Source organism: Plantactinospora sp. BC1, assembly GCF_003030345.1.
Taxonomy (GTDB): domain Bacteria; phylum Actinomycetota; class Actinomycetes; order Mycobacteriales; family Micromonosporaceae; genus Plantactinospora.
This window is the reverse complement of record NZ_CP028158.1, coordinates 3,370,095-3,392,900: the sequence shown is the minus strand read 5'-3', so window position 1 is coordinate 3,392,900 and position 22,806 is coordinate 3,370,095. Positions and strand designations below refer to the sequence as shown.

Sequence of the window (22,806 nt, the reverse complement as noted above, 5' to 3'; positions counted from 1 at the left end):
CACCAGGCTGGCGCGCCGGTGGCGGGGGTCGAACCGGACCGGCGCGCCGGCCCCGCGGCCCGGCTGCCGCCGGCATCGCACCAACCGGCGGCAGCCGGGTCGACCAGAAGACGACGCGTCCCGGACCGGGCGCGGGGAAGGGAACTCATGATCGGTGTCACGCTGGAGTCGGTCAGCAAACGCTTCGCGGGTGCCGGCGACGCCGCAGCGGTCGACGATGTCGATCTCAGCGTCGACGCCGGGGAGTTCTTCACGCTGCTCGGACCGAGTGGCTGCGGAAAGACCACCACGCTGCGGATGATCGCCGGCTTCTACTTTCCCACCGCCGGCCGGATCCGGTTCGGCACCGAGGACGTCACCCGCAAACCTCCGAACAAGCGGGACACCGGCATGGTGTTCCAGAACTACGCGCTCTTCCCACACCTGTCGGTCGCGCAGAACGTGGGTTACGGACTCAAGATCCGTAAGGTCCGCGGGGCGGACGCCCGCGCCCGGATCGCCGAGGCGCTCGACCAGGTGCACCTGACCGGGTACGGCGACCGCCGGATCGACCAGCTCTCCGGCGGCCAGCAGCAGCGGGTGGCGCTGGCCCGCGCCCTGGTGATCCGGCCGCGTACCCTGCTGCTGGACGAGCCACTGTCCAACCTGGACGCCAAGCTGCGCGAGGAGACCCGGACGGAGATCCGCCGCATCCAGCGGGACGCCGGTCTCACCTCGATCTACGTCACCCACGACCAGGCCGAGGCGATGGCGATGTCGGACCGGATCGCCGTGATGGAATCGGGCCGGGTCCGGCAGGTCGGCACGCCGCAGGAGATCTACCACCGCCCGGCCACCACCTTCGTCGCCCGGTTCATCGGCCGCAGCAACGTACTGTCGCTGCCGGTACTGGCCGCCGCCGGGCAGACCGTCGAGGTACGGCTGCCCGACGGCACGACCCGTACCGTCGCCGCACCCCCGGAGCACGGGCTGGCCGAGTCCGGCACCGCGCTGGTCTCGATCCGGCCGGAGCACATCGGACTCTGCGGGCCGGAGGAGCCGGCGGCGCTGGCCGGGCGGATCACCGACCTGGAGTTCACCGGCATGGCGACCAACCTGACCGTGGACGCCTCGGGTCAGGAGTTGACCGTCGCCGCGGTGGAGGTACCCGACGGGCTGGCCGTCGGCGACCGGATCGGGCTGAAGGTGCCGGCCGCCCGGATGTGGGTGGTCCACCCGTGAGCGTTCCGACGACCACCGCCCCGCAGCCACCCCGGACCGGCCCGTCCCGGTCGGCCGGTCCGGCGCCGGCCGGCCGTCGTTCCCGGCTCGCCGACCGGCTGTTCGGCGGCGCGGGCGGCGGCTGGTTCCCGTACCTGCTGGTGTTGCCGCTGGTGCTGGTGCTCTGGGGCTACGTGGTACAGCCGATGCTGGCCACCTTCGCACAGAGCGCCGACGGCGACGGGGTCGACAACTACACCGCTTTCCTCTCCGGTGCCGGCGTCGCCCGCAGCTCGCTGCTCACCTCGCTGGGCATCTCGGCCGGCAGCGTGCTGCTCTGCGGGGTGGTCGGGGTCGCGATGGCCTTCCTGCTCAAGCGCTTCGCCTTCCCCGGCCGCCGGCTGATCGAGGCGATCATCCTGGTCCCGGCGGCACTCCCGCCGCTGATCGGCGCGATCTCGTTCCAACTGCTCTACAGCGAGACCGGGATCCTGCCGCGCGGCCTGCAACAGCTCTTCGGTACGGAGAATCCGGTGCTGCCGTTCGACGGCATCGCCGGGGTGCTGGTGGTGCACACCTTCACCATGTACCCGTTCTTCTACCTGGCTGCCTCCGCCGCGCTGGCCGGGATGGACCCCTCGGTGGAGGAGGCCGCCTACAACCTGGGCGCCGGGCGGGTGAGGGTCTGGCGCACCGTGCTGCTGCCGATGCTCACCCCGGCGCTGGTCTCCGCCTCGCTGCTGGTCTTCATGACCTCGCTCGCCTCGTACACCGCGCCGTTGCTCTTCGGCGTCGACCGCACGATGACGATGCAGATCTACATCAACCGGACCAACGGCGACCTGCCGATGGCCTCCACCTACGCCTCCGTGCTCGGCGTCGTCTCGGTGCTCTTCCTGCTCGGCATGCGCTGGTACGAGGGGCGGCGCAGCTACCGGTCGCAGTCCAAGGGCGTCTCCGCGTACCGCCGGGAGATCCGCAACCCGGTCGGCCGCTGGCTCGCGCTGGTCGGCTCGCTGCTCGCCACGGTGGTGCTGCTGGCCCCGGTCGCCACGATCGCGGTGGTGGCGTTCTCGGTCGACGGCTCGTGGACCACCCAGGTGCTGCCCAGCGACTACACCATGGAGAACTTCGTCGACATCTTCACCGAGCCGCAGGCGTTCCAGCCGATCGTCAACTCGTTGCAGATGAGCCTGCTGGCCACCGCCGGCTGCGTCGTGGTCGGCGTGCTGATCGCGTACGCGGTGCGCCGGCTCCGCTTCGTCGGACGCGGCCTGCTCGACGTGGCGGTGATGCTCGCCTGGGCGCTGCCCGGCACGGTCGTGGCGATCAACCTGATCGCGGCGTTCAGCACCGGCAACGCGTTCAGCCTCGGGCAGGTACTGGTCGGCACGTTCTGGATCATGCCGCTGGCGTACTTCGTGCGCTTCCTGCCGCTGGTGTTCCGGTCGAGTTCGGCGGCACTGGCCCAGCTCGACCCGTCGCTGGAGGAGGCGGCCCGCAACCTCGGCGCCTCCTGGCCCCGGGCGTTCGGGTCGATCACGCTCCGGCTGATGCTCCCCGGCGTACTGGCCGGCGCGCTGCTCGCCTTCGTGCACGGGGTCGGGGAGTTCGTGGCCTCGGTGCTGATCTACACCGCCAGTACCGCACCGATCTCGGTGGCGATCAACAACCGGATGTACTCGTTCGAGATCGGCACGGCGGCGGCGTACGGGATGCTCCAGGTGGCGCTGATCTTCGTGGTGATGGTGGTCTCCGGTCGGCTGGAGGGCGGCGGTCGGGCGGCCCGGGAGGCGGCACGGTGGACGAACTGACCCCCGGAGGCGACGCGCCGGACGCGCCCGGTGCCGACTGGCCAGACGGTGCCGGACTGATCCCGATCGGCCGGGTCTCCGGCAGTCGGCTGCCGGCCGTCACGGCGGCGGCCGACTTCGCCGTACTCCCGGTCGGTGCCGTCGAGTGGCACGGCCCGCACCTGCCACTGGGCACCGACCTGATCCTGGCCGAGGGCTTCGCCGCCGAGCTGGCCGGCGGCACCCGCCGGGGGGTGCTCTTCCCGGCCGTCCCCTACACCGCCTGCCCGGGCCAGACCCGACCCTGGCCGGGCACCGTCGCCATCCGCCCGGAGGTGGCCGTCGGCTACCTCTGCGACGTGCTGGAGGGGATCGTCGCCGCCGGCTTCCCCCGGCTGCTGGTGGTCAACGGGCACGACGCCAACATGTCCACGGTGCGGGCGGCGATGGAGTGGGTCTCCGGCCGGCGCCGGGCCAGCCTGCTGCTGGTCAACTGGTTCCAGCTGGTCACCCCCGCCGAGACCACCGAGCTGTACGGCGACCGGCCGGCCCGGGGGCACGGCGGCGCGTACGAGACGTCCGGGGTGCTCGGCTTCGACCCGGCCTCGGTACGCCTGGACGCCGTCGACGACCTGCCGCCCCGGCCCAAGCTGTCGACCGGGCACCCGTACGTGCTGGTCGAGTCCCGGCCGGATCCCTGGGCGGGCTGGTCCGGGCACGTGTCGATGGCGACCGAGCCGATCGGCCGGCAGGTCCGCGAGTTGGCCGGTACCCGGCTGCGTGAGGTGGTCGACTCCTGGCTGGCCGCCTCACCGCCCGGACCGCCCGGGGCCTTCGAGGAGGATTCGTGACGATCGACCGGGGGCTCGACATCGTCGACTTCCACCTGCACTTCCGGATCGGCGCCGACCAGACCGTACGGGCCGCCGAACGCGCCGTCGGCATGCACCCCGGCGGCGAGCGGGAGGCGGCGGTACGCGCGGCCGGCGCCGCCCCGTACGCGGCCCGGTGGCGCCGGGCGTGGTCGTTCCCGGAGCCGGAGCCGCCCGCCGAACACTGGCCGGACGAGGCCGACCGGTGGGCGACCGAGCTGCGCGAACACGGCATCCGCCGGGCGGTCTTCGTCACCGGGGGCGGCAACGACGCGGTGGCCGACCTGGTCGACCGGCATCCCGACCGGTTCCTCGGGTTCGCCCACCACGACCCGTTCGGGCCCGGAGCCGCGGCCGAGCTGGAGCGGGCGGTCACCGAACGCGGGCTGCGCGGCTGGAAGATCTTCGCCCCGCTGCTGCGCGGGCCGCTGGACGACCCGGCGCTCGATCCCGGCTGGGCGACGGCGCAGCGGCTCGGGGTGCCGGTGCTGGTGCACGTCGGGCACTACGGCAGCGCGGGTGGCATGTCGGCCAGCCCGTACGACAGCCCGAACCACCTGGCCCGGGTGGCCCGGCGCTTTCCCGAGCTGGCCTTCGTGGTGCCGCACTTCGGGGTGCAGCACGTGCAGGAGCTGCTCTTCGCCGCCTGGGGCTGCGCCAACATCCACGTCGACACCTCCGGGTCGAACCAGTGGGTGCGCTGGATGCCGTACAAGCTGACGCTGGAGGACCTCTTCCAGCGCTGCTACGAGACGATCGGGCCGGACCGCATCGTCTTCGGCAGCGACTCGTCCTGGTTCCCGCGCGGCTACGTCAGCCGGTACCTGGACGACCAGTTGCGGATCTGCCGGGAGATGGGGATGCCGGACGCTGACCTGCGGGCGATCTTCGCCGGCAACGCGGAACGGCTGCTCGGCCTGACCGGCTGAGCGGCGTCGGGCCGCGCCTGCCGGAGCGCCACGCACGGCCTCCGGCGAAACGAACGGACACGAGGGACACCATGACGAGCAGACCGTCGCTGACCACCTACCAGCAGCACCACCTGCGGCCGACCTACGACCACCACGCGCCCTACCTGTTCGGGCCGATGGTGCAGGCCAGCCAGGCCCACGTGGTGATGCTCGTCGAGCAGGGCCTGATCCCGGCCGAACGGGGGGTCCGGCTGCTCCGCGGCCTGCGCGAGCTGGCGGCCGACACCGCCGCGCCGCCGCCGTTCGACGGCAGTGTGGAGGACACCTACTTCCAGGTGGAGAAGCGTCTCGCCGAGGTGTGCGGGATACCCACCTCCGAACTCGACGTCCAGCTCGCCCGCAGCCGCAACGACCTGGACGCGGGCGTGTTCCGGATGGTGCTGCGGGGGCAGCTGCTCGGCGTACTGGACCGGCTGCTGGCCACCGGGCTCACCGCGCTGGACCGCGCCGACCGGTACGCCGACGTGCTGATCACCGGCTACACCCACCGCCGGCCGGCCCAGCCGACCACGATCGGGCACGTCCTGGCCGGGTACGCCGAGGCGCTGGCCGACGAGGCGACCGCCTACGCCGACCTGCTGGACCAGCTCAACCGCTCGCCGCTGGGCTCGTGCGCGTTCGCCGGTACCGATCTGGACATCTCCCCGGCCCGGTTGGCCGAACTGCTCGGCTTCGACGGTCTGATCACCAACTCGTACGAGGCGGTGGCCGGCGCCGACCACCTGGTCCGGGTGGCCACCCTCAACGCCCAGGCGCTGGCCACCGGTGCCCGGCTGGCCCGCACCCTGATGGACTGGCTCAGCTGGCGCTGGGTGGCCACGCCGGTGGACTTCACCCAGGGCAGCAGCATCATGCCGCAGAAGCGCAACCCGGTGGTGCTGGAGCACCTGGTCTCGATGGCGGGCGCGGCGGCCGGTGACGCCGCCTCGGTGCTGAACAACGTGGGCGCGGCGTGGTGGGAGGACTCCAACAACGCGACCACCGACGTACAGGTCCGGCTCTGGGAGAGCTGCGACCGGGGCGACCGGTTCTTCGCGCTGCTCGGCGGGTTCCTCGGCGAACTCGTACCGGAGCAGCCGCCGACACCGGCCGAGATCGTCGCGTCGGGGGCGACCACCACGGCCGCCGCCGACGCGCTGACCCGGCACGGCGTGCCGTTCCGGGCCGCACACTCGGTGGTCGGCACCCTGGTGCGGGCCGGTACCCCGGACACCTGGACGGCCGAGCAGGTCCGGGCCGCGGCCGGCACGGTGGGCCTCGCCGGCCCGCTCGACGACGCGGCGGTGGCGGATCTCATCGCCGCCGCCGTCCGCCCGGAGCTGACCATGGACCGCGCCCAGGCGGACGGTCCCGGCACGGCGGCGGTACGGGCACAGGTCCGGATCCTGCGAGGCAGCTTCGACGCGGTCGGTGCCCGGGTGACGGGCCTGCGGGGCCGGCTCGCCGCCGCCGAGCGGGCCCTGCACGAGGCCGTGGACGGGCGGCTCGGGCAGTGACTGTACGGTCCCACCCGACCTCGTCCGAACAACGGCTTCCCGGTCCCGAGACCTCCGACGGCGGCGGCCCCCATTCCCGGCACGCTGCGGCGCCGACCCAACCCGGCGTCGTCGACCTCGACGGCGTACGCCGGATGTCGGGGGCGGCACCGGACGCCGTGGCGGCGTCGGGGCGGCTGCTCGGCATCGACTTCGGCGGTACGAAGATGGCCGTCGGGGTGGCCGACCACGGCGGCAGGTTGCTGGTCGCGAAGCGGGTCGCCACACAGGCGGAACTCGGTGCCCGGCAGGCGCTGGACCGGGCGCTGGAGCTGGCGGCGGAACTGCTCGCCCGGGCCGGTGGCGAACTCACCGCCGCCGGGATCGCCTCGCCGGGGGTGATCCGGTCCGACGGCATCGACCTGGCGCCGAACGTACCCGGCTGGGAGGGGCTGCGGTTGGCCGACGCGGTGCGGGAGCGGCTCGGCGTCGCGCAGGTGGCGGTGGCGAACGACCTGAACGCGGCGGCCCTGGCCGAGCTGCGCCTCGGCCTGCTGCGGGACGCGGATCCCGGGCTGGTGGTCGGGCTCGGCACCGGTGTCGCGGCCGCGGTCACGACGCAGGGCACCGTGCTGTCCGGCCGGCGCGGGGCGGCCGGCGAGATCGGGTACGCCGTGACCGGCTGGTCCGGTCCGGAGTCCATCCTGGAGCAGGTCTTCTCCGGCGGTGCGCTGGACCGGTTGGCGGCGACGTTCGGTCTGAGCGGCGGCGCGGCGGCACTCTGTGCCGAGGCGGCCCGGCCCGGTCCGGCCCGGGACGCGCTGCGGGCCCGGCTCGACGAGTTCGCCCGCCACCTGGTGACCTGCTGCCTGTTGATCGACCCGCGCCGGGTGGTGCTGGTCGGCGGGGTGGCGGGTAACCCGCTGGTCCGCGAACTGCTCGCCGAGCGTCTCACGGAGGCTCTGCCGTACCGCCCGGAACTCGTGCTCTCCGGGTTCCCGGACGACGCGGCGTTGCTCGGCGCGGTGACGATGGCGGCCGAGCTGGTCTCCACCCCGGATCGGGGCTGATCCTCCGCCAGCGGCCCAGGTGTGTCGGGAAGGGACCCGCCGATCCGGAAAGCGGCGGCGGGCCCCTTCCCGACGGGTGGCCGTAGTTGCGCGGATGGATACCTTCGTTCCTCGGGCAAATTAATTATGTCCGTTATTCCGGTGTCATTGGTATCTGTCTTCCGCCCCGATCGCCGGCCGGAACAAGTCGTACTTAGCGGCTCCGGCAAGGAGTTCGACCGGCGGATGGCGGATCGCGCTCGGACGTTCACTTGATTTCTTCCCGGAAGAAAGAAAGGAGCGCCCAGAGGATTGACTCGCCCCAAGACGATCTTTAGCGTTACCCAGCGAAGGCCTTCCAGCGGGTACGGACGACCGTCCCGCTGCCCCCAACGCCGATCGTTCACCCACCGCAGACGTCCAGCGCCGCTGGTGTCTGAGCATCCGACGCCGCCACCGGAATCCGTGGCGGACACCCGGTTGACCCACGTGTGAATCCGCGAACCGACGTACCGCGTCGGGGTTCCGCCGTCCGCGTGGCGCGCGTCGGCAGCGACACCGGTACGCCTGCGCCGACCTGCACAGAGTCCTCAAGAGGAGGTATGCACATGAGATGGCGCGCCAAGATCGCAACAGCGGTTTGCGGTCTGGTATCACTCAGCCTGCTTGGCGCGGCTCCGGCCGCGGCCAAGTCCGACGACGCCGTCGACCTGGACGTCATGTTCATCGGGGCGCACCCGGACGACGAAGCAGGCCAACTCGGCATGCTCGGATACTGGAACGAATACCACGACATCGAGGCCGGGGTCATCACCATGACCCGCGGCGAGGGCGGCGGCAACGCCGTCGGCCTGGAGGAGGGCCCGCCGCTCGGGATCCTCCGCGAGGCCGAGGAGCGCCGCGCGACCGGCTGGGCGGGCATCGACCACATCTACAACCTCGACGCCGTCGACTTCTACTACACCGCCAGCGCCCCGCTCTCCGAGCAGATCTGGGGCTACCAGAGCGCGCTGTCGCGGATCGTGCGGGTACTCCGGACGACCCGGCCGGAGGTCATCATCACGATGAACCCCTCGGCCACCCAGGGCAACCACGGCAACCACCAGAAGGCCGCGATGCTCGCCGTCGAGGCGTTCTACGCCGCGGCCGACCCGAACGCGTTTCCGGAGCAGATCAGGCAGGAGGGTCTCAAGCCCTGGCGGGCCGCGCGGATCTTCCAGAGCGGCGGCGCCGGCACGGGCGCCACCGGCCAGGCCTGCGAGACCGCCCCGTTCACCCCGTCCGACCCGACCAACGTCGTCTTCGGCACCTGGCAGGGCTACCAGTCGGCCCGGCACGACGACATGCGCTGGAACCAGCTCAACGTCCTGGCCCGACGCGAGTACGTCAGCCAGGGCTGGGGCAACAGCGCCGACGCCGAGACCGACCCGGCCAGGATCGGCTGCAACCGGATCACGCTGATCGACAGCCGTACGCCGTACCCGGACCCGACGGCCGGTGGCACGGCGGCCCTACAGGGCGCCACCATCAAGGCCAGGGGCGGGCTTCCGCTCGGTACCGAAGTGGACGTCCAACCGGAACGCTGGGAGGTCCTCTCCGGACGTCCGTTCACGGTCGACGCGGTCGTCCGGGGCGCCGACCGGGCGATCCCCGGTGCCAGGGTGAGCCTGTCGGCCCCGGCCGGCTGGACCGTCAGGGGCAACGGCGACATCGGCACCGTCCCCACCCGCAAGACGAAGGTGGCGACGTTCACCGTCACCCCGCCGCAGGGGCTCGTCGCCGGTGACCGGTTCTCGCTCAAGGCCACCATGACCAGCAAGAAGGACGGCAGCGGCAGCAACAGCGCGGTCGTCCGGGCCACCGCACCGGTACGCGGCACCCTCGAACCGCTGCCCGAGATCGCCGACTTCCGGCAGTGGACCGAGAAGCACGACGTCAAGGCGCTGGACGCGCTGATCCCTTCGCTGCTAAGCCTGCCGAGCGGCGGCACCCGGCCGATCCGGGTCGACCTGACCAACTACAGCGACCAGGTGCAGTCCGGCTCCGTCCGGCTGACCCTCCCGGCCGGCTTCTCCGTGGCGGAGGCGCAGCAGACCTACCAGGGGCTGCGGCCGGGGGCGCGTACGGCGGTCACCTTCACGGTCACCAACACGGACCCGACGCTGCCGACCGCCAACCGGGCACCGAACGACGGCGCCTACCCGGTCGGGATCGAGACCAGCTTCAACGGCGGCGACGCCGTCGAGAACGGGGCGCTGAACCTCGTCCCGGTCACCACGATCCCGAAGGCGGCGACCGCGCCGACGGTCGACGGTACCGCCGGGCCGGGGGAGTACACCGGGGAGACCATCGACATCTCGACCCGCTGGGAGGGACCGGCGGCACCCGCCTCGGACATCTCCGGCACCGCGCAGCTGACCTACACCGACGACGCCGTCTACGTGCTGCTGAACGTCACCGACGACGTCCTCGGCTCGGTCCTGCCACCGGAGGACTGCAAGCGTCCCCGGCGCAACGACAACGTGGAGTTCGGCATCGACCCCCGGGGCAACTCCGGAAACACCTCGACGGTCTTCAACGTCGCGCTCTTCCCGACCACGAACGACCCGGAGCACGGCAACCCGCCGTGCTACGCCCGGGAGCGGGACAACCACCAGGGTCCCGGCCCCGAGACCGCGCCCGGCATGCAGGTCGCGTCGGTCGTCTCCGACCCGTACGACGGTTACCGGATCGAGGCGAAGATTCCGTTCGACGTCCTGCCGGACACCGTCGACCCGAACCGGATGGGCCTGGAGATCCTGGTCAACGACTCCGACACCCAGGACCTGTCCGGGCAGACCCGGGTCGGCTGGTCGACCTGGACCGGTGTCCGGGCCGACCCGTGGCGGTGGGGGATCGCCCGCCTCGACGGGTACCCGAGCCGGGACCCGGCGCCGAAGGAGCCGATCTTCCCGGCGACGGCGGCGCTGAGCGTGGACTCGCCGCAGACCATCGCACAGTCCAGCAGGGACGGGGTCGCCCCCGGCGGCTGGCGGGCCCTGCCGGAGAACACGGTACGGGTCGAGCAGGTGAAGACCAGGCGCGGATCCGTCAGCGTGGACCTGCGTACCAGGCAGCCCGGCACCGTCCGGGTCTTCGTCTGGGACGGCGCGAAGGTCCTCGCCAGCACCAGCCGGGACCTCAGCTCCGGCAGGCACACCCTGGTGCTGCCGGTCGACGCCGTGCCGCCGGCCGGGTCGTCGGTACTCGTCTCGTACCAGCACGGTGAGGCGACGACCGGACTCGCCCACCGGCTGTCGCGCTGACCCGCCGCCGGGTGGGTCGGATCACGCGTCCGGCCCACCCGGCCGCTCGCCGTCCAACAGGAACGTCCGCCGCTCGTCCGGGGTGAACGGCCGGGTGGCCCGGGTGGCCGCGGTGCCGAGCAGCCGGTCGACCGGACCGCAGACGTCACAGCGCCAGATCCGTACCGAGCCGTCGGAGTGCACGGTGGCGACCCGTTCACCGCCGGGGGCGAACGCGAAGCCGAGCGGTCCGGGGCCGAGGGTACGCAGGGTCACCGGTTCGGCCGCACCACCGGCGGCCCAGAGCTGGATCCCGGTCAGCTCCTCGCCACCGCCGAGGATCGCCAGGTGCCGCCCGTCCGGGGTGTAGCCGAGCCGGGTGGTGGCGGCCCCCTGGCCGGCGGAGGGGAGCACCACCCGGGCGGCACCCCCGGTCGCCGGCCAGATCCGGATGGTGCTGTCCCGGCTCAGCCCGGCCACCGAAGCGCCGTCGGGACTGAACGACACCGAACTGACCGGATCGGCGCCGCCGTGCAGGGTGACGACACCGTCCCCGGTGACGGCCCGGACCCGTACGCCGCCGTCCTCGGTGCCGGTCGCCAGCCGGGTGCCGTCCGGGCTGAACGCCGCACCCGAACCGGTCGGCGCCAGGTCCACCGCGACCGGCCGGCCGTCGAGCCGGTCCCAGAGCCGGATGCCGCCGCCACCACTGGTCAACAGCCGGCGGCCGTCGGGGCCGAACACCACCCGGGTCGCCCGGCCCGCCTCGAACGCGACCAGTTGCCGCCCGCTCGGCCAGTCCCAGAGCCGGACCGTGCCGGCCGCGTCGAGACTGGCCAGCCGCCGCCCGTCCGGCGCGAACGCGACGTCCATGGTCATCCCGGCGTGCCCGGAGAGTACGACCGGGGCGGCGGAACCGGCGGCGCGGGTCGGGCCGGCCCGGTCGGCCGGTACCGGCCAGATCCGGACCGTACCGTCGAAGATGCCCGCGCTGGCCAGGTGGCTGCCGTCCGGGCTGAACCGGGCGGCGTGCACCAGGCCGTCGTGCGGCTGCGCGATCCTCGGGTCGAACGGGCCCCCGACGTCCGAGTGCCGGACGGTGCCGTCCTGCCCCACGCTGACCAGCCGGCCGTCCGGGGTCAACGCGACCGCGCAGACCGTACCGGCGTGCCCGCGCAGCGGCAGCGGATCGAAGGCACCGGTCGGATCCCAGATCGTGATCACACCGTACGCGTTCTTGCTGACCAGCCGGCGCCCGTCCGGGCTGAACGCGGCCGGAAACGCGCTGCGCAGCCGGCCGAGTACCGTCGGCTGGCCGCCGTCGGTCGGCCAGATCCGCAGTACGCCGCCGTCCTCGGTGGTGGCGTTGTCGACGCCGACGATCCGCCCGCCGTCCGGGCTGAACAGCAGACCGTCGGCGGTACCGGTGGAGTCGGCGAGCAGCGTCGGCGCCCGGCCCGGCTCGGCCGGCCACCAGATCCGGGTCGGGTCGCCGGTGCTGGCCACGGCGAGCCGCCGGCCATCCGGCGACCAGGCCAGCGAGAAGACGAAGCCGCGGGCCGCCGGCAGTGCGCGGGCCTGTGGGGTGCCGGTCAGCTCCCAGATCCGGACCACGCCGGCCGCGTCGCCGGTGGCCAGCCGCCGGCCGTCCGGACTGAACGCGACGTCGCGGACCGGCCCGCGATGGCCGGCGAGCAGCAGCGGGGCCCGGCCGGGGTCGGCGGTGTCCCAGAGCCGCACCGAGGCGGACTCGCCGGCACTGGCGACCCGTCGACCGTCCGGGCTGATCGCCAGGGCGGTCAGCAGCTCCGAGCCCGGCTGGGCCAGCGTCACCGGCGGCCGGTCGGGCGCGGCCGGCTGCCAGAGCTGGATCGACCTTCGCTCCCCGGCGGCGACGGCGAACCGGCCGTCCGGGGTCAGCGCCGCCTGCTTGACCGGCGCGGCGAAGACCTGCCGCCCCTCGATCCCGCGCCAGCTCAGCGTCGCCTGCCGCAGCACCGTCTCGGCCTCGGCGTCCGGCCGCACCTCGAAGGCGCGCCGGGCCAGCAGGAACGCGAGCTGCGGATCGCGGGACATCTGGGCCCGCGCCCCGGCGACCAGTTGCCGGTGTACGGCGAGATCCCGCTGCGCCCGCGCCTGCCGGGCCTGCACCACCGCCAGCGAGGCGAGCACCGTCACCACCGAGACGACGACCGCCAGCGCGGCACCGAGCAGCCGTCGGCGGCGGCGCCGACCGGTCGCCCGGCGGTCCTCGGCCCGCCGGCTGGCGTCCAGGTACTCCCGTTCCGCACTGGTCAGGCTCTCCGGGTGCGCCTGCGCCCACGCCTGGGCCCGGGACAGCGCCAACCCCCGGTACAGCCCGCCCGGGTCCTGGCCGAGCGACCGCCACCCCGCCGCCGCCTGGGTGAGCTGCCGGTGCACGCGTACGCCGTCGAGGTCCTCGGCGAGCCAGCGGTGCAGTCGGGGCCAGGCGTCGAGCAGCGCCTCGTGGGCCAGCCGTACCGAGCGGTCGTCCAGGGTGACCAGTCGGGCGGCGGCCAGCCGCTCCAGTACGCCCGAGGTCAGCGCGTCCGTCTCGGCGAGTTCGGCCCGGTCCACCCGGCGGGCGGTCGGCAGGTCGGGCCGGTCCAGTGGTGCCGCCGACTCGTCCCCGGTGCCGATCTCCACCATCCGCAGCAGTACGTGCCGGGCCGCCCGTCGCTGCCCGGGGTCGAACTCCTGCCAGACCCGTTCGGCGGTCTGCGCCACCGCGCCGTCGATCCCGCCGGCCGCCTGGTAGCCGGCCAGCGTCACCGCGCTGCCCCGGCGGCGGCGCCACGCCTCCAGCAGCACGTGCGAGGCGACCGGCAGCGCACCGGCCCGGCCGGCGACCTGGGCCACGATGGTGGAGACGAGGGCGCCCTCGACCATCGCACCGGCCCGCTCGGCGGGGCGTACCACCGCGTCCCGGACCTGGGCGGCGGTCATCGGCCCGACCAGGACCTGGGCGTCGGCCAGCGCCGCCACCAGCTCGGGCAGCTCGGCGCAGTGGCCGTAGAAGTCGGCGCGTACCCCGAGCACCACCCGCAGCCGGCTGTCCGGCGCGGCGACGGCGGCCAGCAGCGCGGCCACGAACCCGGCCCGGCCGTCCGCGTCCCGGCAGAGCGTGAAGACCTCCTCGAACTGGTCGACCACCAGCCACAGGTCGGCCTCGGCGGGGGCGTCGGCCAGCAGTTGCCGGACCGCCAGGTGCAGCCGCGCCGGGTCGGCGGCCAGGTCCGCGCGGAGGGCGCCGGCCGGGATCCGGAGCAGCCGGGCGAGCTGTACCGCCAGCTCGCCGAGCGGATCCGGGCCGGGGGTCAGCACGAGTAGCGGCGGTTGTTCCGGCCGGCTCGTGACGGTGGGCACCAGGCCGGCCCGGAGTACCGAGGACTTGCCGCTGCCGGAGGCGCCGAAGAGTGCCACGAACCGGCGGCCGGCCAGCCGCTGCCGCAGGTCGTCGACGACGTCCTCGCGACCGAAGAACCACTCCGCCCGCTCCGGCCCGTACGCCAGCAGTCCCTGGTAGGGAGCGTCGTCCGGGTGGGGCGGGGTCGGGGCCGGCAACTCGTCCCGGGCGATCCGGCGCCACCGGGCCTCCCAGTCGGCCGGGTCACCGCCGCACGCGGTGACGTACGCCAGGGTGACGGCGAGGGTCGGCAGCCGCCGCCCGCCGGCCGCCTCGGAGAGGGTGGTGGCGGAGAAGTGCGCCCGCCGGGACAGTTCCCGGTAGCCGGGCATGCCGGCCTTCTCCCGCAGCAGGCGCAGCCCGGCGGCGAACTCCCGCACCTGCGGGGTACCGGGCCCGAGTGCGGCCTCTGGTCGCGGCACTGTCTTCCTCACTCGTGGTAGCTCGTCGGTCGACTGTCCGGAGTTGATTGTCCGGGTCTGCGGCCCGAAGCCGGACAACGAGTCGGCGACTAGACATCTCCTCAGCGGGGTGCGACAGGCGCCCCACCAGGCAGATCACGAGGTGATCAGTAATGCGGTCCATCTTCTCCCGGCGCTTCGGGGTGGCGACGCTGCTGCTCGGACTGACCGTGGCCTTGCTCGCCGGGACCGCGTCCCCGGCCAGCGCCGCGATCATCACCGTCCAGGACGGCTTCGAGGGCAACCAGGCGGCGAACTGGAGCTTCAGTCACGTCGGTGACGGCACCGGCGGGATCAGCTCGTTGCAGACCCACAACGGGGTCAAGGACGGGTTCATCTCGATGCGCAGCGCCGGCTTCTCCTCGGTCGGCCGGCGGGTCTTCCTGCCGCCGACCACGAGCTGCACGGCGGGCATCTGGGTGAACCCGGTACTCGCCACCCAGCAGATCAACTTCGAGATCATCGAGCCGAACAGCTTCACGTACGTGGCGCTGAAGACGGTGGTGCTCAGCGGCGCGGCGCCGTACACCTTCGTCTCCACCTCGTGGAACCACGGCCCGACGGACATCCTGGTCCGGGTCTCGCTGATCGGCGTCAACGGCGTGCAGTTGGGGACCTGGGTCGACGACCTGGGCATCCTCTGCCACACCTGAGTCACCGACGCGTTCGCACACAGTCGGGTGCCGTCCCTGCCAGGGGCGGCACCCGCCGTCGGTCGACTGTCGAGCTGCCTCGTCTGTGCGCCCGGGTCGTCATCTGGGGAATCCGGCCCGCAGTGCCGAGTTCGGCGACTTCACGTCGACCGGGATCACCGGCAACTGGCGTTATCCTCCCGCCCGCAGTTCGGCGACGCTGACCCCGAGGCCGGATCGTTCGAGGCGGTCCAGCACGTCATCGAAGCTACCCGGGGGATTGCGCCACGAATCGGCAATCTGTTGCACAGCCGCGTAGACCGTGCTCCGGTCCAGGCTTATCTGGTCTCGGACGAATTCGTCGGGTGACTTGGGATCTATGTCCCAGGCGCGGAGCTCCTCGGCGGGGAAGTGTCGGAGGTTGGCGGTGACGATGATCTGGGCACGCGCCCGGATGGCGGCGGCGAGTACGTGGCGATCGTCGGGGTCGGGCAGTTTGAGAGCGTCGACGAGAGGCTCGTAGCCAGTGATCTTCCAGTCTCGGACGGCCCTTCCCATGAGGGTCCGGGTTCTGGCCAGTCTGGTCTGGTCAAGCTCTGGTCGCTGCCTGCCCAGAGCGAGGAACATCTCGTCGAGGATCTGCTCGGTCCACTTGGCATCGACGAGACCCGACTGGGCAATCCGAATCAGTAGATCGCGCAGGGTACTCGGATACAGCACGCCGGCGTCGTAGACGGCGACGAAGGTCATGGCTCAGGTCAGATCCATCTCTTGCGCCAGTTGGGTCAGCTCGTCGGCGGCCTTCCGGCGTCGAACGTCATCTCGGTGCTTGTACGCAAGAAGCGAACCGGCGAGGACGCGGCGGTGCGTCCCCACCTTGCGGTACTCGATCTCGCCGGCCTCCAGTAGGCCGATCAGGTAGGGCCTCGACACGTTGAGCAGCTGGGCCGCCTGCTGGGTCGTCAGCTCCGCGTGAGCGGGAACGACCGAGACGCTGTGGCCATTCGCCATGTGTGCGAGAACGCGGGCGAGCAGTTCGATCGCTCCCCGGGGTACGACAAGCTGTTCGGCCTCGTTGTCGTCGACCAGTCGAACGGTGGCGGAGTCGTCCTGATGCGTACGGAGGTACGCCTGCACTCGGGTGAGCGCTTCGGCAGCCACTTCGACCGATTGCGGGTCCGGGGTCACCGGGTTCACGGCCAGGTTCATGATCATCTCCTGAGGTCAGCCGCAATATCCGCAATAAGCGTAGCAACCGAAGCGCCCGATCGGCGCAGCGCTCACGACGCGGACCATCGACTGGACCGAACAGTTGGCCGGGGCGGCCCCCACGCGCGCCCCCGGCCCTCGCCGTGTGCTTGGCTTCCGGTATGGGACACCCGATCATGTTCGACGAGTCGGATCCGCTGCTGCACCGGGTACGGTCGCTCGCGCTGGCCTTTCCGGACGCGGCCGAGAAGGTCTCGCACGGACGTCCCACCTTCTACACCACCAAGGTCTTCGCCTACTACGGCGGATCGGTGAAGGTCGACGGCGGCTACCGGCAGCACGAGCAGTCGGTGATCGTCCTGGTCGACCCCGACGAACGTGCGGCGCTGCTGGCCGAGGAGCACTGCTACCTGCCGATGTACCTCGGCGCGTACGGGTGGATCGGGGTGGACCTCACCGACCAGACCGACTGGGACGAGATCGGTGAGCTGCTGGATGCCAGCTACCGGCGTACCGCCGGGCCACGCCGGGTCGCCCGGCTCGACGACCGAGGGCCGGGCCGCTGACGTCGCCTTTCCCCGGCCGGCGATTCAGTCCGGTAGGCCCGCCTCGACCCAGCGGCGGATCACCTGGGCCGCCTGGTCGGCGACGGGATTTCCGGCGGGCCGGGTGACCAGGTCGCTGAGCGCGAACATGTCCAACACCCGACCCAGGTGGGCCCAGTCCGGCGGCAGCGGCAGGTCGGCGGGCTGGTGGGCGGCGTACCCGGCGCGGAAGCCGCTGACGAACTCGGCCGGATAGTCGGCGCCGAACCGCAGCATGTTGGCGGCATCGGCGTACGGGCAGCCGGAATAGCTGAACTCCCAGTCCAGTACGGCGGCCACCCGCCAGCTCCCGCCGTCCCGGCTGACCAGGATGTTCTTCGGGTTGACGTCGGCGTGCACCAGTCGGGCGTGGTCGTCCACCCGGGCCAGCGTCGGCGCGTGGCTGCCGCACAGGGCCGTCCAGTTGTCCCGGGTGGGCCGGTCGAGCCGCTCGGTCGCGGCCATGCAGCCCGCCACGACCTCGGGCAACTGCGCCGACCACGGGGGCTCCGTACGCACGGTGAGCTGCTCGTCGGCGAAGAAGCCCGGCCGGTCGTACGTCACCGTGCCGATGCCGGCGACCACCCGGCCCACCTCGACACCGAGGTCGGACAGCCCCGACCCGTCGGCGGCGAGCACCTGCTCCAACGGGGTGCCCGAGACGTACTCGATCGCGGTGGCCGGGCGGGCGTCCGGGTCCCCCTCGGCGGCCGGCAGCACGAGCAGCACCTCGGGCACCGGGACGTGCCGGCGGGCGGTCGCCATGACCGCGGCCTCGATCGCCGGGTCGGGTCCGCCGAGCCGGACGACCACCTCGCCGTCGGCGAGGGTGACCAGGCAGGTTTCGTGGGAGAAGCCGCCGGCCAGCCGCCGGGTCTCCAGCACCCTGCTGCCCAGCGCCTCGGCGACCGTGTGCAGTTCGTCGCTGGTCCGCGAGCCGGTCACCCGGGCTCGCCCCGGTCCGTCGGCGCCGTCACTCGTCCTCGACCCAGTCCAGGGTGCGGGCCACCGCCTTGCGCCAGTTGCGCAGCTCGCGGTCCCGGTGCGCCGGCTCCATCGCCGGTGCCCAGTCGGCGTCCTGGCGCCACTGCGCGCGCAGCGTCGCCAGGTCCGGCCAGAAGCCGACCGCGAGGCCGGCGGCGTACGCGGCGCCGAGGCAGGTGGTCTCGCTGACCTCGGGGCGGACCACCGGTACGTCGAGTACGTCGGCGAGGAACTGCATCAGCAGCTCGTTGGCGGTCATCCCGCCGTCCACCCGGAGCCGGCGCAGCGCCACGTCCGAGTCGGCGTTCATCGCGTCGACCACCTCGCGGGTCTGCCAGGCGCTCGCCTCCAGCACGGCCCGGGCCAGGTGTCCCTTGGTGACGTAGCCGGTCAGGCCGGCGATGACGCCCCGGGCGTCGCTGCGCCAGTGCGGGGCGAACAGCCCGGAGAAGGCCGGTACGACGTAGCAGCCGCCGTTGTCCTCGACGGTCCGGGCCAGCTCCTCGACCTCCGGAGCGCTGGAGATCAGCCCGAGGTTGTCCCGCAGCCACTGCACCAGCGACCCGGTAACCGCGATCGCCCCCTCCAGGGCGTACGTCGCCGGCTGGTCACCGATCCGGTAGCCGACCGTACTGAGCAGCCCGTGCCGGGAGGCCACCGGGCTCTGGCCGGTGTTGAGCAGCAGGAAACTGCCGGTGCCGTAGGTGCACTTCGCCTCGCCGGGGTGGAAGCAGGTCTGCCCGAAGAGTGCCGCCTGCTGGTCGCCGAGCGCGCTCGCCACCGGTACCCCGGCCAGCGGCCCGACGCTCCCGCTCCCGCTTCCGGGGAGGCCGTCCGCGGTGCCGTAGACCTCCGCCGACGAGCGGATCTCCGGCAGCATCCGGGCCGGGACGCCGAGCACGTCGAGGAGTTCCGGGTCCCAGTCGAGGGTCCGCAGGTTCATCAGCAGCGTCCGGCTGGCGTTGGTCACGTCGGTGACGTGCCGCCCGGTCAGCTTCCAGATCAGCCAACTGTCCATGGTGCCGAAGAGCACCTCGCCCCGGTCGGCCCGGTCCCGCAGGCCGTCGACGTTGTCGAGCAGCCAGCGCAGCTTCGGCCCGGAGAAGTAGGTGGCCAGCGGCAGCCCGGTGCGTTCCCGGAAGCGCTGCTCGCCGTACTCGTTGTCAAGCCGGCGCAGCAGCGGCGCGGTACGGGTGTCCTGCCAGACGATGGCGTGGTGCACCGGCTGGCCGGTGGCCCGGTCCCAGACCACCGTGGTCTCCCGCTGGTTGGTGATGCCGATCGCGGCGAGCCGGTCGGCGCCGATCCCCGCCTCGGCCAGCGCCTCCGGCACCACCTGGCAGACGGCGGTCCAGATCTCCTCGGCGTCGTGTTCGACCCAGCCTGGTCGGGGGAAGATCTGCCGGTGCTCCCGCTGGGCCATCGACACGATGCGGCCCTCGGCGTCGAAGACGATGCAGCGGGACGAGGTGGTGCCCTGATCGATCGCGGCGACGAACTGACCGGTCATGCGCAGCACCGTACCCGGCGCCCGCGCCGTCGTCATCCGGCCCGGGAGCCGGAAGTCATCCCGTCGGCCGCTCGGACCCGGCGGCATCCAGGTGGGCGCTGATCCGCACGGTCGTGCCCGCCGGACCGCTGTCGACCAGCATCTCGTCGCTGAGCTGCCGGGCCAGCCAGAGTCCCCAACCACCGGCGATCTCCGGCAGGGGGCGCCGCCGGTCGTCGAGCCGCTCGGTCCCGATCCCGGCACCGGTGTCTGAGACGAGGCAGTAGAGGGTCCCTCCGGTACTCCACAGCCGCAGCCAGCCCTGCCCGCCGCCGTGCCGTACCGCGTTGGTCATCAGCTCGTTGACGGCCAGCACGAAGTCGTCCAGGCGCGCACCCTGGAGACCGGTCGCCTCGGAGCGCGCCGCGACCGCGTGCCGGATCTCGGTCACCCGGTCGGCGTCGAAGGTCTCGGCGAGCAGTGGAGGTGTCCCGTCGGGCGCGACAGCAGTGCGCGCGAGGGGATCAATGTCGCTCATGGCCGTCCCACCGCTGGTCGTCGAGTCCTTTCGTGGCTTTCCCACCCTACGTCAGGGTATGTAGCTGCGCATCCGAGCCGGCCGGTCGACCTGGCCGGGCGTGCGGGTCCGCCCGCTCGGCGAAGCTGTGCGATGGTCTCTGCGTGCCCGATCCGACGAGCGACGCGCCGGGCGGCCGCCGCCGCGACCCGCCGGGCAGCCTCCAGGCGCCGCTGTGGCGGTCCATCGCCGTCTACCGGTTCGCCGCCCTGGCCTACGTCGCGGTACTGGCGGTACGCAACCTGGGCGACTACACGCATCCGGTGTCCGGTGCGGTACTCCTGCTGGCCATGACCGGCTGGACGGTCTTCGCCGGCTACGCGTACGCCGATCCGGCCTGGCGGCGCTGGCCGCTGCTCCTGGCCGACCTGGCCGTGGTGCTGGCGGTGGTGGTCGCCGCCCCCCGGGTGGTCGGCCGGGAGGTGCTCAACGACGGGGTACCCCCACCGAGCGTCGCCTGGCTCGCCGGGCCGGTACTCGCCTGGGCGGTCTCCGGCGGGCGGCGACGCGGCGTGGTGGCGGCCCTGGTGATCGGCGGCACCGACCTGGTGGCCCGGGAACGGTTCGCCCAGGCGTCGCTGACCGGCGCCGCGCTGATGCTGCTCGCCGGGATCGCCGTCGGGCACGTCGTCCGGCTGGCGGTGATCGCCGAGGAGCGGTTGCAGCGGGCCGTCGAGTTGGAGGCGGCGACCCGGGAGCGGGAGCGGCTGGCCCGGGGGATCCACGACTCCGTCCTCCAGGTGCTGGCCCTGGTCCAGCGCCGGGGCGCACACCTCGACGGCGAGGCCGCCGAACTGGCCAGACTCGCCGGTGAACAGGAGGCCGCGCTGCGGGCGCTGATCGCCAGCCGGGCACCGACCGGGCTGGACCGCCAGGAGGTCGACCTGCGTTCGCTGCTCGGCCGGTACGCCTCGGCCACCGTCTCGATCGCCGCCCCGGCCACGCCGGTGCCGCTGCCCGCCGGTACCGCCGGTGAGGTCGCGGCGGCGGTCGGCGCGGCGCTGGACAACGTGGCCCGGCACGGCGGCGGGCGGGGCTGGGTACTGGTCGAGGACGACGCGGCGGCGGTCACCGTCTCGGTCCGGGACGACGGGCCGGGAATCCCGGCGGGACGGCTCGCCGAGGCAGCCGGTCAGGGGCGGCTCGGCGTGGTCCAGTCGATCGAGGGACGGATCGCCGACCTCGGTGGCACGGTCCGGATCAGCTCCGCCCCCGGCGAGGGCACCGAGGTCGAGCTGCGGATCCCCCGGGACCGCACGATCCCCGGGCAACGCACGTGATCGTGTGGACGGTACCGGCTCGTCTAGGCTCGCCGGTGTGACCGACGAGGGCGTACCGGCTGTCCGGGTGATGGTGGTCGACGACCATCCGATGTGGAGGGAAGGGGTGGCCCGCGACCTCACCGAGGCCGGCTACCACGTCGTCGCCACCACCGGTGAGGGGCGGCAGGCGGTCCGGGTCGCCCCGGCCACCCGCCCCGACGTGGTCGTACTCGACCTGCAACTGCCGGACATCTCCGGCGTCGAGGTGCTCCGGGCACTGCTGGCCGAGCTGCCCGGGGTCCGGGTGCTGATGCTCTCGGCCAGCGGCGAGGAGCAGGACGTACTCGACGCGGTGAAGGCCGGCGCCACCGGCTACCTGCTCAAGTCCGCCGGGCCGGCGGAGTTCCTGGACGCGGTCCGGCGTACCGCCGCCGGGGATGCGGTCTTCACGCCCGGGCTGGCCGGTCTGGTGCTCGGGGAGTACCGGCGGATCGCCGCCGCGCCGGCACCCCCCGGAGACGACCTGCCCCGGCTGACCGAACGGGAGACCGAGGTGCTCCGGCTGGTCGCCAAGGGGATGTCCTACAAGCAGATCGCCACCCGGCTCGGGCTGTCGCACCGTACGGTGCAGAACCACGTGCAGAACACCCTCGGCAAGCTGCAACTGCACAACCGGGTCGAACTCACCCGCTACGCCATCGAACAGGGCCTCGACGGCGACTGACCCGACTGACCCACCGGGCCGGCCGGGCCGGCCGGGTCACGGCGGGGGCTGGGTCTCGTTGACCGCCAGCTCCTCGGCACTCGCGCCGCCGCCCGCCGCACCACGGTCGATGGCGACGGAGTCGGTCTCGTCGTCGTACCGGGCGCCCTCGTCCGGCTCCACCAGCCGGCCGACCGGGCCGCCGCCCGGCGCGTCGCCGAGGTTGCCGTGGTCGTAGATCGAGACCGGGGAGTTCGGGTCGGAGGTGGGACCCGGATCCATCACGTCGGCGTCGAGCTGTGCCTCGGCGGCGGCCTCGTCACTGTCCGCCTCGTCCGAGAGCGCCTGGTCGACGGTGCCGGCGTACGGGTCCTCGACCGGTACGTCGGGTCGCTCCTGGGAGAGCCGGTAGTCCAGCGACTCGCCGTCGGCCTGCTCCTCGGCGGTGGTGCCGTACCGGTCCACCGCCAGCGGCCGGTCGGTGGGAAGTGCGGCGGGATCCCAGCCGTCCGCCTCCCGACCGGTCGCGACGTCGTCACCGGCCGTCGAGTCGTCGTCGGCGGTGCCAGGCAGGCCCTCCGCCTCCGGGTCGGACACGGGCGTCGGAAACTCGTCATCGCGCATGACAGATCACTACCCGCTCGCCGGGTACCCGTAACCGGGCGAAGGCGACCGGGCGCCACGCCGACCGCCGCCACCCGGCGGACCCCGCCGTCCCGGTGCGGTTAGCCAGGGACGAAACGGGAAGGACGGCGACGGCGCGGTCGGTGACCGGCTCCCGCGACGCCGGCCGTCGGCGACGAATGGCCGGGCCGGCGGGGTGGGCGGACCGGT

General features: G+C 73.0%; 18 protein-coding genes. 11 read left to right on the top strand and 7 right to left on the bottom strand.

Going from position 1 to position 22,806, the window contains the following annotated elements:
• The first annotated feature begins 147 nt into the window (after positions 1 to 147).
• The 7 genes from C6361_RS14615 (at position 148) to C6361_RS14585 (ending at position 10,665) form a co-directional block, all read left to right on the top strand.
• A complete protein-coding gene (locus tag C6361_RS14615; RefSeq protein WP_107268077.1) occupies positions 148 to 1,221 on the top strand; it encodes an ABC transporter ATP-binding protein in 1,074 nt (357 codons plus the stop codon).
• Positions 1,218 to 3,014, top strand: a complete 1,797-nt coding sequence (locus C6361_RS14610; RefSeq protein ID WP_107268076.1) for an iron ABC transporter permease — start codon at positions 1,218 to 1,220, stop codon at positions 3,012 to 3,014. The genes C6361_RS14615 and C6361_RS14610 overlap by 4 nt, the downstream gene beginning before the upstream one ends.
• Entirely contained in the window at positions 3,002 to 3,844 is an 843-nt protein-coding gene (locus C6361_RS14605; RefSeq protein ID WP_234359498.1) for a creatininase family protein, read from the top strand. Before C6361_RS14610 ends, C6361_RS14605 begins: the two co-directional genes overlap by 13 nt.
• Entirely contained in the window at positions 3,841 to 4,794 is a 954-nt protein-coding gene (locus C6361_RS14600) for an amidohydrolase family protein (RefSeq protein ID WP_199853353.1), read from the top strand. The genes C6361_RS14605 and C6361_RS14600 overlap by 4 nt, the downstream gene beginning before the upstream one ends.
• Positions 4,795 to 4,865: 71 nt before the next feature.
• The gene (locus C6361_RS14595) at positions 4,866 to 6,332 is read left to right on the top strand and encodes an argininosuccinate lyase (protein WP_107268075.1); all 1,467 of its coding nucleotides are present in this window, start codon (positions 4,866 to 4,868) and stop codon (positions 6,330 to 6,332) included.
• Positions 6,329 to 7,381 carry an ROK family protein gene (locus tag C6361_RS14590; RefSeq protein WP_234359497.1) on the top strand — a complete coding sequence of 351 codons (1,053 nt, stop codon included), beginning with the start codon at positions 6,329 to 6,331 and terminating at the stop codon, positions 7,379 to 7,381. Before C6361_RS14595 ends, C6361_RS14590 begins: the two co-directional genes overlap by 4 nt.
• Before the next feature lie 587 nt (positions 7,382 to 7,968).
• Positions 7,969 to 10,665, top strand: a complete 2,697-nt coding sequence (locus C6361_RS14585) for a sugar-binding protein (protein ID WP_107268073.1) — start codon at positions 7,969 to 7,971, stop codon at positions 10,663 to 10,665.
• 21 nt (positions 10,666 to 10,686) lie between these two features.
• Here C6361_RS14585 and C6361_RS14580 read toward each other — a convergent pair whose 3' ends face one another.
• Positions 10,687 to 14,493, bottom strand: coding sequence for a PD40 domain-containing protein (locus tag C6361_RS14580; RefSeq protein WP_107268072.1), 3,807 nt, complete (start codon positions 14,491 to 14,493; stop codon positions 10,687 to 10,689).
• A 152-nt stretch (positions 14,494 to 14,645) separates the two neighbouring features.
• On the opposite strand from C6361_RS14580, the gene C6361_RS14575 reads away from it, so the two are divergent.
• Positions 14,646 to 15,185, top strand: a complete 540-nt coding sequence (locus tag C6361_RS14575) for a hypothetical protein (protein ID WP_107257920.1) — start codon at positions 14,646 to 14,648, stop codon at positions 15,183 to 15,185.
• A gap of 171 nt (positions 15,186 to 15,356) precedes the next feature.
• Here C6361_RS14575 and C6361_RS14570 read toward each other — a convergent pair whose 3' ends face one another.
• Positions 15,357 to 15,914 (bottom strand): PIN domain-containing protein, encoded by a 558-nt coding sequence (locus tag C6361_RS14570; RefSeq protein WP_107268071.1) that lies wholly within the window; start codon positions 15,912 to 15,914, stop codon positions 15,357 to 15,359.
• A gap of 3 nt (positions 15,915 to 15,917) precedes the next feature.
• Positions 15,918 to 16,373, bottom strand: a complete 456-nt coding sequence (locus tag C6361_RS14565; protein WP_234359496.1) for a helix-turn-helix domain-containing protein — start codon at positions 16,371 to 16,373, stop codon at positions 15,918 to 15,920.
• Between the two features lie 161 nt (positions 16,374 to 16,534).
• Here C6361_RS14565 and C6361_RS14560 point away from each other — a divergent pair, with 161 nt between their 5' ends.
• Positions 16,535 to 16,939: an MmcQ/YjbR family DNA-binding protein gene (locus C6361_RS14560; protein ID WP_107257921.1), complete on the top strand. Its 405-nt coding sequence runs from the start codon at positions 16,535 to 16,537 to the stop codon at positions 16,937 to 16,939.
• 24 nt (positions 16,940 to 16,963) lie between these two features.
• Here the strand turns inward: C6361_RS14560 and C6361_RS14555 are convergent, their stop codons facing one another.
• Genes C6361_RS14555 through C6361_RS14545 form a run of 3 tightly spaced genes read right to left on the bottom strand, consistent with a single transcriptional unit; the run spans position 16,964 to position 19,968 of the window.
• Positions 16,964 to 17,902: a phosphotransferase family protein gene (locus C6361_RS14555; RefSeq protein ID WP_107268069.1), complete on the bottom strand. Its 939-nt coding sequence runs from the start codon at positions 17,900 to 17,902 to the stop codon at positions 16,964 to 16,966.
• Positions 17,903 to 17,930: 28 nt separating this feature from the next.
• Positions 17,931 to 19,451 carry a glycerol kinase GlpK gene (glpK, locus tag C6361_RS14550; RefSeq protein ID WP_107270958.1) on the bottom strand — a complete coding sequence of 507 codons (1,521 nt, stop codon included), beginning with the start codon at positions 19,449 to 19,451 and terminating at the stop codon, positions 17,931 to 17,933.
• Positions 19,452 to 19,506: 55 nt separating this feature from the next.
• Complete coding sequence (locus C6361_RS14545) at positions 19,507 to 19,968, bottom strand: ATP-binding protein (protein WP_107268068.1); 462 nt, start codon at positions 19,966 to 19,968, stop codon at positions 19,507 to 19,509.
• 143 nt (positions 19,969 to 20,111) lie between these two features.
• Between C6361_RS14545 and macS the strand changes: the two genes are divergently transcribed.
• Positions 20,112 to 21,287, top strand: a complete 1,176-nt coding sequence (macS, locus tag C6361_RS14540; protein ID WP_107257924.1) for a MacS family sensor histidine kinase — start codon at positions 20,112 to 20,114, stop codon at positions 21,285 to 21,287.
• Between the two features lie 70 nt (positions 21,288 to 21,357).
• Complete coding sequence (locus tag C6361_RS14535; RefSeq protein ID WP_107263832.1) at positions 21,358 to 21,993, top strand: response regulator transcription factor; 636 nt, start codon at positions 21,358 to 21,360, stop codon at positions 21,991 to 21,993.
• Positions 21,994 to 22,029: 36 nt separating this feature from the next.
• Here the strand turns inward: C6361_RS14535 and C6361_RS14530 are convergent, their stop codons facing one another.
• A complete protein-coding gene (locus C6361_RS14530; protein WP_107257925.1) occupies positions 22,030 to 22,596 on the bottom strand; it encodes a DUF5709 domain-containing protein in 567 nt (188 codons plus the stop codon).
• Positions 22,597 to 22,806 lie beyond the last annotated feature (210 nt).

Coding starts and splice junctions, on each gene's coding strand:
- C6361_RS14615 (WP_107268077.1), top strand. CDS start 148: ATGATCGGTGTCACGCTGGAGTCGGTCAGCAAACGCTTCGCGGGTGCC.
- C6361_RS14595 (WP_107268075.1), top strand. CDS start 4,866: ATGACGAGCAGACCGTCGCTGACCACCTACCAGCAGCACCACCTGCGG.
- C6361_RS14585 (WP_107268073.1), top strand. CDS start 7,969: ATGAGATGGCGCGCCAAGATCGCAACAGCGGTTTGCGGTCTGGTATCA.
- C6361_RS14575 (WP_107257920.1), top strand. CDS start 14,646: ATGCGGTCCATCTTCTCCCGGCGCTTCGGGGTGGCGACGCTGCTGCTC.
- C6361_RS14570 (WP_107268071.1), bottom strand. CDS start 15,914: ATGACCTTCGTCGCCGTCTACGACGCCGGCGTGCTGTATCCGAGTACC.
- C6361_RS14565 (WP_234359496.1), bottom strand. CDS start 16,373: ATGAACCTGGCCGTGAACCCGGTGACCCCGGACCCGCAATCGGTCGAA.
- C6361_RS14560 (WP_107257921.1), top strand. CDS start 16,535: ATGGGACACCCGATCATGTTCGACGAGTCGGATCCGCTGCTGCACCGG.
- glpK (WP_107270958.1), bottom strand. CDS start 19,451: ATGACCGGTCAGTTCGTCGCCGCGATCGATCAGGGCACCACCTCGTCC.
- C6361_RS14545 (WP_107268068.1), bottom strand. CDS start 19,968: ATGAGCGACATTGATCCCCTCGCGCGCACTGCTGTCGCGCCCGACGGG.
- C6361_RS14535 (WP_107263832.1), top strand. CDS start 21,358: ATGGTGGTCGACGACCATCCGATGTGGAGGGAAGGGGTGGCCCGCGAC.
- C6361_RS14530 (WP_107257925.1), bottom strand. CDS start 22,596: ATGCGCGATGACGAGTTTCCGACGCCCGTGTCCGACCCGGAGGCGGAG.